Raw genomic sequence first — 14,540 nt, 5'->3', positions numbered from 1 at the left:
GCTCCCATACGGCAGTTAGTAAATGGATCCATGTTTCAGAGTGGCCACTGACGACGGATTTCGTCGTCTCACACTCTTAACAGGGTATTGACGGACCTCGACGGCGAGGGTTTTATTCGGGCATCGAAGCGGCGCCCGTGGTCAGCCGGGCGCTTTTGCTCATGGCGCTCTTCCCCCACGAGGCGCCCCTCCTGGCCCCCGCACCGATGGGACACGGATAACCGATATGCCCTACACGCCTGTTGCCCCCGCAGCGTCCGAGCGGGACACCGCCAGTGCGGCGGAAGGAACCGCCGCCGCGCCCAAACTCACCCGGTCCATCGGTGTGGTCGGCGGCACCCTGCTCACGCTCTCCTGCCTGACGCCGGCCTCGTCGCTCTTCGTGATCGTGCCGGACTCGTTCGCCAGCCTGGGCACCGGCACCGCCCTGACCATCGCCATCGCGGGCCTGCTCTGTATCGGCGTGGCCTTCACCTACTCCGAGCTCGGCACCCTGATCCCGAGCTCCGGCGGTGAATACGCGATGGTCGGCACCCTCATGGGCCGCCTCGCCGGCTGGCTGGTCTTCATCCTCTCGCTGATCGTCGTCATGATCGTGCCACCGATCATCGCGCTCGGCACCGCCGACTATCTGGCGCCGATCGTCCATCTCGATCCGCAGTACACCGCCGCCGGCGTGATGCTGCTGGCCACCGCCATGGGCCTGCTCGACCTGCGCGCCAACGCCTGGATCACCGGCATCTTCCTGGTCCTGGAGGTCGTGGCCTGCGCGGTCGTCGCCTACCTCGGCTTCACCCACACCCACCGCTCCGCCTCCGTGCTCGTCCACCCCGTGATCGACGCCGGACACGGACACAGCACCGCCGTCACCGCCGGACTGATCGTGACGGGACTGGCCACCGCGCTCTTCATCCTGCAGGGCTTCTCCACCGCCGTGTACCTCGCGGAGGAGATGGAGAACCCGCGCCGCAACGTCTCCCGCACGGTCCTGTGGACCCTCGGCATCGGTGCCGCGGTCGTGCTGATCCCGGTGATCGCGATCACCCTCGGCGCGCCCGACCTGAAGACCCTCGGCGCCGGTGACGTGGCCGGCATGGTCCAGAGCTGGAGCAACTCCGGCGTCGGAACCTTCGTCAGCCTCTGCATCGCCCTGGCCATCATCAACGCCACCATCGTGATGGTGATCCAGAACTCCCGGGTGGTCTTCTCCTCGGCCCGCGACGCTGCCTGGCCGACCGCCGTGAACCGCGCCTTCTCGCACGTCGGCCGGCGCTTCGGCTCCCCCTGGGTGGCGACCCTCGTGGTCGGCGTCCCCGGAGCGGCGCTCTGCTTCGTCAACCTCGACACCCTGAGCGAGGTCACCGGTGTCGCCGTCGCCGCGATGTACGTCTTCGTCGCCCTCGGCGCCCTGGTCTCCCGCCGCGGCGAGCACAAGCACCGGATGGCCTGGCGGATGCCGCTGTGGCCGGTGGTCCCGGCGCTGCTGATCGTGGTGCTGGCCTGGGTGCTCTACCAGCAGAGCACCAAGAGCCTGCTCATCACCGGCGCCCTCGTCGCCGCCGCCGCGGTCTACTGGGCGGTCTACCTCCGCCCGCGCCAGGCCACGCACTGGGTCATCTCGGTCCCTGAGGACGAGCAGGCCCCCGTCGAGGCGCCGCCGGCCACCACGGCCCCCCTGCCCGGGCTGACCGGGTAGCGGCACGGACGCCCAGGCACACCACGAGGCCCGCTCGGGAGCATCGCTCCCGGGCGGGCCTCGTCGTGTGTGGTCCTTGAGGGTCGTGGCCGGGCAGCCGTGACCGACAGTCGTGACCGAACAGCCGTGGCCGGGGCAGCCGCGTGGGCCCCGAGTCGAGGGCGAACCACGGGAGTCGGCGGCGCACCAACGACGGGCCCCCAGGTGCGCGTACGAGGGCTCGTACGTGCGCCTGGGGGCCCGGCTGCCGGCTTCTACCGGCCGGAGGACTCCGCGGGGCGGGACAGCGCCAGCGCGTCCAGCAGCAGGCAGACGTGGTCGACGGCGTCCCGCCCGGCGGGGCCGTCGGCCTCCGGGGCGTCGTCGAGCAGCGCGGCGGTGCCGTGCAGCAGCCTCACCAGCCGCTCGTCGACCGGGTCCGCCGGTGCCGGGGGTGCCAGGGCGGACCGGATCTGCTCGCCCGTGAGCGGCAGCCCGGTCTCCAGGAAGCGGAACAGCGCGACGGCGACCCGGCGGTCGGCGTCGTTCGGCTTCCACCGGCCGAGCGCGTGGTGGTCGATGAGGGCGGCCGCGTCGGCACGGATCTCCTCGGGAACATGCATGCCCAAGAACGTCTCATACCGGCCGGCCGGCGCGTAGGCGGCCGAGGGTGTCCCCACAGCCGTCGCCACGGCCTCCACCGGAACCCGGTGAACCGTGCTGACCAGGCAACTTGCCCCGCGGTGCGGATCACCCGAGCGGCACCGGCCGAACGGAAGCGGGAATAAACCTGTGGGGAGAGTTACATGGACGGTCCAGAACTCGGGCTCCCGTATGTCCCCTTCGTCGAAGACGTTCGCATATGTGCGGCAGTAAAACGTACCGAGGGGTCTTCCCGCCCTCTGGCGCCCGGACCCGGATCACGGGACGATCTGCGGACAGACCATGAGGCTCGGTCGCGTGCCGCGGGGCCGGCCGGCGGCGGCTGCGCTCCGCAACGCGCGGCTCGCCCACCGTATGCGGGAGGTGTAGAAAGAGGACATGGCCGGACGCTACGGCCGCCCGCGTTCGGTTCTCAGGATGCGAACTGTCGCAGGTCAGGTCTTTCTCCTGCAGGTGGCGATCGTGGTCCTGCTCGTCGCCGCCGCCATGGCCGCCCTCGTGCTGCAGTCCCGGACCGACTCCGAACGCGAGGCCAGCAACCGATCGGTCGCGGTCGCCCGCACCTTCGCGAGCGCACCGGGAATGGAGGCCGCGCTCAAGAGCCCGGACCCGACCGCCGTCCTCCAGCCGCGGGCCGAGGCCGCCCGCAAGCTCTCCGGCGTCGACTTCATCGTCGTGATGAACACCGACGGCATCCGCTACACCCACCCCCTCACCAACCGGATCGGCAAGAAGTTCGTCGGCACGCTGGCGCCGGCACTGGCCGGCGGGATCGTCACCGAACGGATCACCGGCACCATCGGGCCGCTGGTCCAGGCCGTCGTCCCCGTCTTCGGCCACGACGGCAAGGTCGTCGGGCTGGTCTCGGCCGGCATCACCATCAGGAAGGTGAGCGGCGTGGTCGACCAGCAGTTCCCGCTGCTGTTCGGCGCCGCGGCCGGGGTGCTGCTCCTGACCACCGGCGGCACCGCCCTGGTCAGCAGGCGACTGCGCCGCCAGACGCACGGCCTCGGCCCCGCCGAGATGACCCGGATGTACGAGCACCACGACGCGGTGCTGCACGCCGTACGGGAGGGCGTGATCATCGTCGGGGCCGACGGGCGGCTGCTGCTCGCCAACGACGAGGCCCGCCGGCTGCTCGGTCTGGCGGCGGACGTCGAAGGACGTCCGGTCGCCGACCTGGGGCTGGACCCGGACACCGCCCGGCTGCTGTCCTCCGGCCGGACCGTCACCGACGAGGTCCACCCGGTCGGCGACCGCCTGCTGGCCGTCAACCAGCGCTCCACCGCACAGGCCGGCGGCCCGCCCGGCAGCGTCACCACGCTCCGCGACACCACCGAGCTCCGGGCGCTCACCGGCCGCGCCGAGTCCGCCCGCGGCCGCCTCAAGCTGCTCTACGACGCCGGCACGGAAATCGGCACCACGCTCGACGTCGTGCGCACCTGCGAGGAACTGGCGGAGTTCGCCGCGGCCCGGTTCGCCGACATCGTCACCGTCGACCTGGCCGAGGACGTGCTGACCGGCGAGGAACCCACCGACACCGCGGGCACCGGTACGGAGATGCGGCGCACGGCCGTCAGCGGCGCACCGCCGGACAGCGGTCTGTACCCGGTCGGCCACCTGGTCCGCTTCGACCCGTCCACCTCGGTGGGCTCCGGCATCGACCGCGGCGAGCCGGTCCTCGAACCGGACCTGACCGCCTTCCGGGGCTGGCACCTGCAGAATCCCCAGCGCGCCCGGCGGATCGTCGCGCACGGCATCCACTCGATGATCGCCGTCCCGCTGCGGGCCCGCGGCGCCATCCTGGGCGTGGTCCTCTTCTGGCGCTCCCAGGAACCGGGGCCCTTCGAGGAGGAGGAGCTCTCGCTCGCCGAGGAGCTGGTCGCGCGGGCCGCGGTGAGCATCGACAACGCCCGCCGCTACACCCGCGAGCACACCATGGCGATCACCCTCCAGCGCAGTCTGCTCCCGCGCGCACTGCCCGAGCAGAACGCCGTCGAGGCCGCCTACCGCTATCTGCCCGCGCAGGCCGGCCGCGGCGGGCTCGGCGGTGTCGGGGGCGACTGGTTCGACATCATCCCGCTGCCCGGCGCCCGGGTCGCGCTGGTCGTCGGCGACGTCGTCGGCCACGGGCTGCACGCCGCCGCCACGATGGGCCGGCTGCGGACCGCCGTGCACAACTTCGCCAACCTCGACCTGCCGCCCGACGAGATCCTCTGGCACCTCGACGAACTGGTCACCCGCATCGACCAGGACGAGGGCGCGGAGGAGGCCGGCGGCTCGATCACCGGCGCCACCTGCCTGTACGCCATCTACGACCCGGCGTCCGGCACCTGCACCATGGCCCGCGCCGGGCACGTCCAGCCGATGGTGCTGCGGCCCGACGGCACCGTCGAGACCGCCGAGGTGCCGGGCGGCCCGCCGCTGGGCCTCGGGGGCCTGCCGTTCGAGACCTGGCAGCACCAACTGCCGGAGGGCAGCCGGCTGGTGCTGTTCACCGACGGGCTCGTCGAGGACCGCGACCGGGACATCGACGAGGGCACCGCGCTGCTCGCCCGTACCCTCGCCGACCGGCCCGGGCGGACCCCGGAGGAGACCTGCGAGGCCGCGCTCGACGCGTTGCTGCCGGAGAGCCCGAGCGATGACATCGCGCTGCTCGTCGCCCGCACCCGGGTGCTGGACGCCGCGCACATCGCCGACTGGGACGTCCCGCCGGACCCTTCCGCGGTGGCCCAGGTCCGGGCCGCCGCGGTGCGCAAACTGATCGAATGGGGCCTGGCCGCCGAGGCGTTCACCACCGAGCTGATCCTGAGCGAACTGGTCACCAACTCCATCCGCTACGCCTCCGGCCCGATCGGCGTGCGCCTGATCCGCGACACCTCCCTGATCTGCGAGGTCTCCGACCGCAGCAGCACCTCACCGCACCTGCGCCAGGCCGCCACCACGGACGAGGGCGGCCGGGGGCTCTTCCTGGTCGCCCAGCTCGCCGAGCGGTGGGGGACCCGCTACACCGCCGGCGGCAAGGTCATCTGGACCGAACAGGCGCCGGCCGACGGCGCTCCGTTCGCCGGGGCGGACGAGCTGCTCGCGGGGACCGTCGACGGCGAGGATCCCGGCACGTGACAGGGCATCGGCCCGGCAGGTCACGCCGGGCGCCCCTTTCTGACCAGGACGGCAGTGGATTACTCCGACTCGCCCAATTAACGATGAGTCAGGTTTTAGGAGGTTCTGTGAAGGTGATCCCTGAAAAGGTCGATATACCTCTTTGATCCTCCTGAGGAGCAGACATGCGCATTCGCGCCGCGATCGCCGCTAGCGCCCTGGCCACCAGCATCGTCATGGGCGGTGCGAGCGCCGCCATGGCTTCCGGCAAGGACCACGGCTACAAGCACCACCACAAGCGCCACCACCACTACAACCACCACCGCGGTCACGGCAACTACGGTGGCTGCTGGCTGAACGCGGGCGTCAGCGACTACTTCGGCCCGTACTTCAGCGAGGGCTGCCAGCACGGCGGTTACGGCTGGGGCGGCGACGGCGACTGGAAGTGATTCCAGCAGCTTCCGGCCGGTGCCGGCCCCGGCGACCACGGGTCGCGGGGGCCGGCACCGGCTTCTGTGTGTTCGCGCGCCTCTAGGGCCGCTTGCGGGGCGGTCGCAGCTCGGGCAGCGCCGACAAGGTCTGCAGTGCGCGGAGGAAGGCGGCGCGGTCCGCGGCCGGCAGCCGGGCCAGCAGTCGTTCCTCGTTCTCCTGGATCGCCGCCCGGGTGGCGTCGCGCACCCGCCGCCCCTCGGGGGTGAGTGACAGCAGCCGTGCCCGGCGGTCCCCGGGGTCGGGCTGACGGCGGATCAGTTCCCGGGATTCCAGGTCGTCGAGGACGGCGATGATGCGGGTCTTGTCCGCGCGGATCGCCTCGGCGAGCGCGGCCTGGGTGCGGATCGGCGTCTCGTCGAGGTGCAGCAGGACCGAGTAGCCCCACATGGTCAGCCCGTGCGCGTCGAGGGCCGGCTGCTCGGCGGCCATCAGGGCGCGGCCCAACGGCACCATCATCGCCGCCAGATCGGGGCGGTCCGCCCGTTCTCCGGAAGGGGTGCCACGGTCGGCCGGGTTCTCGGTCATGGCACGAAAATACCCGTTGACAAATTCATACGCGGAAGCAGATCGTAAGCGCATGCCTATTAATGAGGGAACTGCTGACGGCGCGCTCACGGACCCCCGCTCCACGGACCCCCACCCCACGGACTCTCGCGTCGCGGACTTCGTCCGGCTCAAGCGGCTGCACGCGCAAGCGGTCCGGGACAGCGTGGCGCTGGTCCGCCGGATCCGCCCCGACGACCTCAACCGGCCGACCCCGTGCGCCGCATGGACGCTGGCCGATCTGCTCGCCCATATGACCGTCCAGCACCATGGATTCGCCGCGGCCGCGCGCGGGGACGGCCGCGACCCGGCGCACTGGGCGGTCCGCCCGCTCGGGCCGGACCCGGTCGCGGCGTACGGCTCGGCGGCGGAGCAGGTCATCGCCGCCTTCGCGGCCGTCGACAACCCCGACCGCGAGTGCCACCTCCCCGAATTCACCGCCGCGCGGACCTTCCCCGCGCGCCGGGCGATCGGCTTCCACCTCATCGACTACGTCGTCCACAGCTGGGACGTCGCCCGCGCCCTGGGCCTCGGCCACGACCCCGGCCCCGAGCTCCTGCGGGCCGCCCTGCCGATAGCCCGCGCCGTCCCGGACGACGCCTCCCGGCTCGCCCCCCGGCAGCGCCTTCCGGCCCGGCCTCCCCGTCGACGACACCGCGGACGACCTGGACCGCATCCTGGCGCTGCTCGGCCGCTCCCCGTCCTGGCGCGCCCCCGGGCACAGCGCCGGACCGGCAGCTCCGCGCGACGCGTAGCGGCCGGTTCCGGGCGGAGACAGGGCGTTCCGTTGTCAGCAGAATGGTGACCAGGTGGACAGGGGTGGCCGTACCCCGTGCCCCCGGCGAGACGAAAGGGCGTCCCACGATGGGCAGCAGCGACGGGCGGACCGGCGACCGGGCCGCTACGGACGGTGTGCTGGACGTACCCGTGATCGACATCTCCGGCTGGGAGTACGGCACCGAGGCCGCCCGTACGGCCCTCGCCGCCGCCGTCGACCGGGCGGCGCGCACCGTCGGTTTCCTGCAGATCCGCGGCCACGGCATCCCGGAGGACGCCGCCGGAGCCTTCGCCGACGCCCTGGACGCCTTCTTCGCACTGCCCATGGAGGAGAAGAAGCGACTGCGGGCGCCGTCCCCCGACATCAACCGCGGCTACACCCCGCCGCGTACCGAGAAACTCAGCCTGAGCCTCGGCGTGCCCGCGGCCGCCGAGGACCTCTTCGAGGCGTTCAACGTCGGCTCCGAGGCCTCGTCGTTCCCCGGGCTGGACCTGCCCGAAGCGCACTACCCGGCCAACATCTGGCCGTCGCTGCCGGGCTTCCGCCAGGCCGTCGAGGAGTGGTGCCGCCGGGCGGGCGGGCCGGCCCGGCGGATGACCGTGATCTTCGCGCACGCACTGGGGCTGCCGGAGGGTTACTTCGCCCCGTTCACCGACCACTCCCTCGACGTGCTGCGCATGAACCACTATCCGCTCCCGGACCGCGAACCCACCGTCGACCGCGGCCGGATGGGGATGGGTGCGCACACCGACTACGGCATCGTCACCGTGCTGTGGGCCGACCGCGTCCCCGGCCTGCAGATCCTCGACGGGGACGGCGGCTGGCGCGACGTCCTGCCGGAGCCAGGGTGCCTGCTGGTCAACCTCGGTGATCTGCTGGCCCGTTGGACGAACGACCGCTGGCGGTCCACGATGCACCGGGTGCTGCCGCCCACCGACGAGCGGGGGCGGGTCGTCCGGCGCCGCTCCGCCGCGTACTTCCACGACGGCAACTGGGACGCGGAGATCAGCGCGCTGCCCGGTTGCGTCCCGCCCGGCACCGCACCGCGTCATCCGCCCACCACGGTCGGCCGGCACCTGACCGGGAAACTGGCGGGCTCCCGGGCCGGCCGCCGGAACGACAACTCACCCCGCGAGGCCGCCCGCCTACGGGCCGCCGGGAGTGACTGAGCCCTGCCCGGGGCCGGCGGCGCTCGCCTCAACTCCTCTCGGCCGCATGCGAGTTGACGTACCGCCTGCGGGCGGCCGTGACCAGGCCCGCGGTCGCGAGCACGGCCAGGCCGGCGACCGTACCCAGGCCCATGAACACCAGCGGCTTGCTGCCGGCCGCCGCGCTGGTGGGCTTCCCGGGCGGCCCGGCGGCGGACCGCTGGCCGGCCGCGACCGGGGCGGCGACGGCGTACAGCAGCGCGACGAGCGTGGCGGCCACGGCGAATCCGCGGCGGAGGCGGCGGCGTGGCGGTGGTGGGTCGGACGCGGGCATAGCGGGTCTCACCCCTGTCTGGGACGGTCGCGCTCCGGTCCCGGAGCGGTCGTGCGGCTCCCAGCGTCGACGCCGGGGGCGGGCGGGGCGTGCCGTACGAGGCAGCGGAGTGACGGCGGCCGACCGTCCGGGTGAAGAGGGCGCCCCGGACGTGTGGACCAGCGGCCAACGATGCGCCCCCGGCGCACCCGCACACCACCCACGCACCCTCGACGCCCCCGCGCCCCGGCCCTAGCGTCCGGCGGCGTGACCACCCTTCCTCCGCCGCCCGACATCCTGTCCCCGGAGTTCGCCGCGGACCCCTACCCCGCGTACCGGATCCTGCGCGAGCACTACCCGCTGTTCCACGACAAGGGCACCGGCAGCTACCTCCTCTCCCGTTACGAAGACGTCCAACGTGCCTTCCGGGAGCCGGTGTTCACCACCGACAACTACGCCTGGCAGATCGAGCCGGCCCACGGCGGCCGCACCCTGCCGCAGATGAACGGCCGGGAGCACGCGGTGCGCCGCGCCCTGGTGGCGCCGGCCTTCCGCGGCCGTGAACTGCAGGAGACGTTCCTGCCGGTCATCGAGCGCAACGCCCGCGAGCTGATCGACACCTTCCGGGACGCCGAGGAGGCCGATCTGGTGGCGCGGTTCGCGACCCGCTTCCCGATCAACGTGATCGTCGACATGCTCGGACTTGACCGGGCCGATCACGACCGCTTCCACGGCTGGTACACCGCGGTGGTGGCCTTCATCTCCAACCTCGCCCAGGACCCCGGGGTCGCGGCCGCCGGACGGCGCGCGGGCGAGGAGATCGCCCATTACCTCCGGCCCGTCATCCGGGAACGCCGCGCGGCTCCCGGCGCCGACCTGCTCTCCCGGCTCTGTACCGCCGAGGTCGACGGGGTCCGGATGACCGACCAGGACATCATCGCGTTCGTCAGTCTGCTGCTGGCCGCGGGCGGGGAGACCACCGACAAGGCCATCGCGCTGATCTTCCGCAATCTGCTCGCCCGCCCCGAGCAGTTCGCGGCGGTGCGCGCCGACCGGTCGCTGATTCCCGCCGCGTTCGCCGAGACGCTGCGGTACACCCCGCCGGTCCAGATGATCATGCGGCAGCCCGCCGCGGAGGTGACCGTCAGCGGCGGCACGATACCCGCCGGCGCCACGGTCACCTGCCTGATCGGCGCCGCCAACCGCGATGCGGACCACTACGACCGGCCCGACGAGTTCGACATCTTCCGTCCCGACCTCAGCCCGGCCGGCGCCTTCACCGCGGCCGCCCAGCACGTCGCGTTCGGACTCGGCCGGCACTTCTGCGTGGGGGCCCTGCTGGCCCGGGCCGAGGTGGAGACCGGTGTCAACCAACTCCTCGACGCGTTCCCCGAGGTGGCCTTCGCGGACGGGACGCCGCCGGCCGACACCGGCGTCTTCACCCGCGGCCCCGGCCACCTGCGATTACGGCTCGGGCGGGGCGAAGGGGGGCGGAAGACGGCCTGAAACCGGCCCAGGGCCGTCGGGTTGCTCACCGGGCCGGGGCGTCGAGTTCGATGAGGAAGCCCACGAACCGGAGGTCGCCGCGGTCGGCGTTCCACCGGGGGGCCGAGGACAGCGGGGTGAGCGTACCGCTGCCCGGCACCGGATGACGGGTGTGGCCGGGCTCGCCGGGCAGCGGTGCGAAGCGGCAGTGCACGGCGCTGATGCCGGTGACGGTGCCGCGGACCGGCGCCGGCTGCTCGGGGCGACCGCCGTGATGTTCCTCGACGCCGTCGACCGTGGCCGCGGCCCTGGCGCCGAGCACCGTGGTCAGCCACTCCCGGTCCGGGGCGACGACCGCCCAGGACACCTCCGACCCGAGGGCGAAGGGCTCACCGCAGCACTCCATCTGCCAACTGTCCATCCAGACCGTGGTGTTCATACCTCCCGATTCTGCCCGCCCGGTCCCGGCTCGGGCCCGGGGCCCTCAGTCGTCGACGGCCGGTGGGTGGCGCAGGACGTACAGGCCGACGGTCACCGCGAGCACGATGACGCAGCCGGCGAAGGTGAGGCCGGCGCCGCGCAGTCCCAGTTCCATGGTGAGCGCGCCGACGCCGACCACCGGCAGCGAGATGCCGAAGTAGGCGACGAGGAAGAACGCCGAGATGGTGCCGCCGCGGTGCGCGGCGGGCGCCGCCCGGCCCACGGCGGTCAGTCCGGCGCGGAAGGCCAGGCCCTGGCCGGTGCCGCCGCACAGGGCGCCGAGGACCAGCACCGGCAGTGAGGTGACGGCCAGTGAGGTGGCCACCAGTGCCAGACCGATGACCAGCACCAGGCAGCCGCCCGGCAGTGCCTTGCGCACCCCGATCCGCCCGGCGAGCGACTGGCCGGCGGTCGAGCCGAGGAACACGGAGAACACGATCGCCCCGGCGACGGCCAGGTTGGTCACGCCCAGCGTCTGTCCGACGAAGCTCGGTGCGACGGCGGTGAACAGGCCCAGCAGCGCGAAGCCGGCGAACGCGGCGACGGCCGAGGGCGTGAACACGCCGCGTACCTCGGGCGGCAGGTGGAGGCGTTGGGGGCGCAGACGGTGCGGCCGGTGCGGATCGCGGACGGTCTCCGGCAGCAGCCAGGTCGCCACGGCCGCCACCGCCACCAGCACCAGGTGCACCGCGAACGGCAGGACCAGCGGCCAGGGCGCGTACTGGGCGAGCAGCCCGGACAGCAGCGGGCCGCAGCCGAGCCCGCCCATGTTCGCGGCGGTCGCGGAGAATCCGGCATGCGCCTCCTGGCCGGGCTTGGCCAGCTCCAGTACGGCCGCGGTGGCGGCACCGCTGAACAGCCCGGCGGCGAATCCGGAGAGCACCCGGCCCAGGAAGAGAAAGGGCAGCCCGCCCTCGAAGATGAAGCAGAGCGCGCTGGCCGCGGAGAGCGCCAGGGCGCAGAACAGCACCGGGCGCCGGCCCACGTCGTCGGAGACGTTGCCGGCGAGCAGCAGCACGGTGATCACGCCGAGGGCGTACACGGCGAAGACCACGGTCACCATGAGCTCGGAGAACCCGATCTCCTGGCGGTAGAGCCCGTACAGCGGGGTGGGGAGGGTGGTGCCGGCCATGCCGATGGCGAACACGCCGGCCGCCACGGCATATCCGGGACGCCGGCCGGTTGCTGCTGCCTTGCGATCGCTGATCATGGCCTCAACGTAGGCGCCGGCCGGCCGGGGCGTCGAGGAGCGCGGCACAAAGCGGCACGGTGCCCCCGCCGGCCGGCGGGGGCACCGTGGGAACAGGTCCGGGCTCAGTGCTTGGCCGACGGGGCGTTGGCCGCCGTCACGTTCACCGCCGACCAGGCCTTGTTCACCGTCTTGTACTCGGTGCTGGTGGCGCCGTAGAGGTCCTTCGCCGCGTGCAGCGTCGCGGTCCGGGCGTCGTGGAAGTCGGTCGTGGAGACCATGTACCGGGTGAGCGCCCGGTAGAAGATGGCGAGCGCCTTGGTGCGGCCGATCCCGGTCACCCGCGAGCCGTCGCGGGTGGGGGAGTCGTAGGCGACGCCGCCGATGGTCTTCTTGCCGCTGCCCTCGGCGAGCAGGTAGAAGGCGTGCGAGGAGACGCCGGAGCCGGCGTGCACCTCGGTGTCGTAGGACGCCTTCGACCAGTAGTCGACGGTGCCCTCCAGCTTGTCGAGCGACGGCTTGTCCAGGCGGCGCAGGAACTTCTGCTCCAGGCCCAGCTTCTCGCCCATCAGGTAGTTCGGCGGGTTCTTCGGGTTGTTGGTGGCAAACTCCACCGCGCTGCCGAAGATGTCCGCCAGCGACTCGTTGAGCGAGCCCGGTTCGCCGAACTGGTTGCCCTCCTCGTCGACGCGGGTGGGCTGGAGGTTGGCGGTGGCGTCGACCACGCCGTGGGTCAGCTCGTGGCCGGTGACGTCCAGGACGACCAGCGGCTTGGCGAACGTCTTGCCGTCGCCGTCGCCGTAGAGCATGCAGCCGCAGTCCGACGACCAGAAGGCGTTGCCCACGTTCTTGCCGAAGTGCACCAGGGCGTGCGCGCCGCGGCCGTCGTTCTTGATGCCCTTGCGGCCGAACGTCTTCTTGTAGAAGTCCAGGGTGCTGGTGATGCCGTACTGGGCGTCCACGGCGGCGGTGGTCCGGTCGCTCGTGGTGCCGTTGCCCCAGCGGTTGGTGGCGGAGGTGAACGCCTTGCCCCCGGAGAACTTCTCCAGCTCCTTGTCACCGGCGTCGCGGGTCTCGGTGTTGCCGCGCGTCGAGTCCTTGAGGACGAAGGACTTCTTGGCGGTCCGCGTGGTGGACAGCGGCACGCTGCCGACGAAGAAGGACGCGCCGGTGCCCTTGGCGGCGGTCGGGTAGCCGGCGGTGGTGGCCGCCTGGCCGGTGGCCGGCGCGGCGGGCGAGAACTGCCGGGTCGCGGGGTTGAGCCGCTCGCCCCGCTTGCGCAGCTTCTCCTGCAGGGCCGGCGACAGGAAGGAGTCGTTGGCGGGGGCGTTGCTCAGCACCGCGCCGGTGGCCGCGTCGAGGACGACCGTACGGGCGCCGCCGGCCTCGTCGGTACGGCTGTCCGCCACCTCGACCTGGTAGGCCAGGGTGAGCCGGTCGTCCCGGGCGTCCACGACCAGTTGGGCGGTACCGGCCTCGCCCTCGGCCACCTTGGCGGCCTTCGCCTCGGCCTGACCGGCCGACAGCTTCGGGTCGGTGTCGGAGAGGTCGACCTGGTGCCGGTAGGCCCGGGTCACGCCCTCGTACGCCGAGTGGGCGCTGAGGTGGACGACGAGGTCGCCGCCGAGGACGGGCAGCCCGCGGTGGGTGCGGACGAAGCGGACGTGCTGCCGGCCGTCCGGGTCGACCATCGTGTCGACGGCCTTGAGGGTGTCCTTCTTGCCGACTCCGGTGGCCGAGCCGTGCGCGACCGCGGCGGCGCGGGCGGCTTCGACGATCTTGCTGGAGGAGGGGGCAGCGGAGGGGGCGGCGGCCGGAGCGGCCGAGTGGTGCGCGGTGGCGGCGCCCGCCACGCCGGCCGTCAGGGTCGCGGCCGTCGTCACCGCGACCGCGATGGCCAGGCGGTGGCTGCGTATGTGGGGTCTACGCACAGATGTGGGTCCTTAGCGCTGCGGGGGCGGTGGGCACGCCAACCGCCCGTACACGCGGTGCCGTTGGGCACCGCGGGGACCGGTCGGCCCCGCGCAAACCCTGGTCTGCCTGGCATGAGCATGTAAAGCCATATGCTCGGTATGCGAGATTCGTGGTGAAAATTTGACAATTGATCACCTTTGGGTGATGGCAAGGTGACCAACGGTGCCTGTGTTGTCAGGGGAGACTGGATGCGACCGGAATTGGTTGCTCCGCCGGCGCAGCAAAAAGTCCACGACCCGTCAGGTCGTGGACTCGCAAGGCCGGGACGCCGGCCCGGACTTCAGCGGAGGATTCCGGCACTCAAGGACGATCCGGGCGCCCGCTGCCCGCTTTGGCGCCGCTGGCCGTTACTGCTCCTGCCGGTGGAACAGCTCGTCGAGGGACGCCTCGGCCCGGTCCCCGCCGCGGACCGCCTCCACCACGGCCTGGTGGAAGCTGCGGCTGGCCGCTTCGGAATCGCAGGGCACGGGACTGCCGGCCATCGTGTACCAGTCCGAGGACCCGGTGTACTGCACAGCTACGTGCGCCAGATTCTCCGACCAGGTCGTGTGGATGGTCAGATCGCCGTTCATCACGCCGATCTCCTCCGCGCGCACCGCGCCGGGGAGCGCGTGGATCCCGACAGTGGTCCAAGATGCCCAGGTCATGATGTTCCCCTCGGCGGCAAGGGCACCGGCCGGCGGCCGGGCGCGGTGTCT

13 protein-coding genes are annotated in these 14,540 nt (G+C 72.4%); 6 read left to right on the top strand and 7 right to left on the bottom strand.

Going from position 1 to position 14,540, the window contains the following annotated elements; translation table 11 throughout:
• The first annotated feature begins 226 nt into the window (after positions 1–226).
• Positions 227–1,696, top strand: a complete 1,470-nt coding sequence (locus tag ACGF4C_RS10340; RefSeq protein WP_393564972.1) for an APC family permease — start codon at positions 227–229, stop codon at positions 1,694–1,696.
• A gap of 254 nt (positions 1,697–1,950) precedes the next feature.
• On the opposite strand, the gene ACGF4C_RS10335 is transcribed toward ACGF4C_RS10340, so the two are convergent.
• Positions 1,951–2,298, bottom strand: coding sequence for a hypothetical protein (locus tag ACGF4C_RS10335; protein ID WP_393564971.1), 348 nt, complete (start codon positions 2,296–2,298; stop codon positions 1,951–1,953).
• A 418-nt stretch (positions 2,299–2,716) separates the two neighbouring features.
• Between ACGF4C_RS10335 and ACGF4C_RS10330 the strand changes: the two genes are divergently transcribed.
• Together ACGF4C_RS10330 and ACGF4C_RS10325 are read left to right on the top strand one after the other, a co-directional pair.
• Positions 2,717–5,461, top strand: coding sequence for a SpoIIE family protein phosphatase (locus ACGF4C_RS10330; RefSeq protein ID WP_393564970.1), 2,745 nt, complete (start codon positions 2,717–2,719; stop codon positions 5,459–5,461).
• A gap of 164 nt (positions 5,462–5,625) precedes the next feature.
• Positions 5,626–5,889, top strand: a complete 264-nt coding sequence (locus ACGF4C_RS10325) for a hypothetical protein (RefSeq protein ID WP_030411767.1) — start codon at positions 5,626–5,628, stop codon at positions 5,887–5,889.
• Between the two features lie 82 nt (positions 5,890–5,971).
• Here the strand turns inward: ACGF4C_RS10325 and ACGF4C_RS10320 are convergent, their stop codons facing one another.
• Positions 5,972–6,457 (bottom strand): MarR family winged helix-turn-helix transcriptional regulator, encoded by a 486-nt coding sequence (locus ACGF4C_RS10320; RefSeq protein WP_393564968.1) that lies wholly within the window; start codon positions 6,455–6,457, stop codon positions 5,972–5,974.
• Positions 6,458–6,509: 52 nt separating this feature from the next.
• Between ACGF4C_RS10320 and ACGF4C_RS10315 the strand changes: the two genes are divergently transcribed.
• Both ACGF4C_RS10315 and ACGF4C_RS10310 read left to right on the top strand, forming a co-directional pair.
• Positions 6,510–7,280, top strand: coding sequence for a TIGR03086 family metal-binding protein (locus ACGF4C_RS10315; RefSeq protein ID WP_393564967.1), 771 nt, complete (start codon positions 6,510–6,512; stop codon positions 7,278–7,280).
• A 59-nt stretch (positions 7,281–7,339) separates the two neighbouring features.
• A complete protein-coding gene (locus tag ACGF4C_RS10310) occupies positions 7,340–8,422 on the top strand; it encodes an isopenicillin N synthase family dioxygenase (RefSeq protein WP_393564965.1) in 1,083 nt (360 codons plus the stop codon).
• Positions 8,423–8,450: 28 nt separating this feature from the next.
• On the opposite strand, the gene ACGF4C_RS10305 is transcribed toward ACGF4C_RS10310, so the two are convergent.
• Entirely contained in the window at positions 8,451–8,681 is a 231-nt protein-coding gene (locus ACGF4C_RS10305; protein WP_393564964.1) for a hypothetical protein, read from the bottom strand.
• Positions 8,682–8,981: 300 nt separating this feature from the next.
• Between ACGF4C_RS10305 and ACGF4C_RS10300 the strand changes: the two genes are divergently transcribed.
• Positions 8,982–10,220 carry a cytochrome P450 gene (locus tag ACGF4C_RS10300; RefSeq protein WP_393564962.1) on the top strand — a complete coding sequence of 413 codons (1,239 nt, stop codon included), beginning with the start codon at positions 8,982–8,984 and terminating at the stop codon, positions 10,218–10,220.
• 25 nt (positions 10,221–10,245) lie between these two features.
• Here the strand turns inward: ACGF4C_RS10300 and ACGF4C_RS10295 are convergent, their stop codons facing one another.
• From ACGF4C_RS10295 to ACGF4C_RS10280, 4 genes are all read right to left on the bottom strand, one after another.
• On the bottom strand, positions 10,246–10,638 hold the full coding sequence (locus ACGF4C_RS10295) for a DUF6578 domain-containing protein (protein ID WP_393564960.1): 393 nt from the start codon (positions 10,636–10,638) through the stop codon (positions 10,246–10,248).
• Between the two features lie 45 nt (positions 10,639–10,683).
• The gene (locus ACGF4C_RS10290) at positions 10,684–11,889 is read right to left on the bottom strand and encodes an MFS transporter (RefSeq protein ID WP_393564958.1); all 1,206 of its coding nucleotides are present in this window, start codon (positions 11,887–11,889) and stop codon (positions 10,684–10,686) included.
• A 104-nt stretch (positions 11,890–11,993) separates the two neighbouring features.
• Positions 11,994–13,799 (bottom strand): M4 family metallopeptidase, encoded by a 1,806-nt coding sequence (locus ACGF4C_RS10285; protein ID WP_393564956.1) that lies wholly within the window; start codon positions 13,797–13,799, stop codon positions 11,994–11,996.
• 390 nt (positions 13,800–14,189) lie between these two features.
• Positions 14,190–14,489 (bottom strand): hypothetical protein, encoded by a 300-nt coding sequence (locus ACGF4C_RS10280; RefSeq protein WP_362137598.1) that lies wholly within the window; start codon positions 14,487–14,489, stop codon positions 14,190–14,192.
• Positions 14,490–14,540: the final 51 nt, after the last annotated feature.

Source organism: Streptomyces sp. NPDC048197 (genome assembly GCF_043202395.1).
Classification (GTDB): Bacteria; Actinomycetota; Actinomycetes; order Streptomycetales; family Streptomycetaceae; genus Streptomyces; species Streptomyces siderophoricus.
This window is presented reverse-complemented; position numbering and strand designations above follow the sequence as displayed.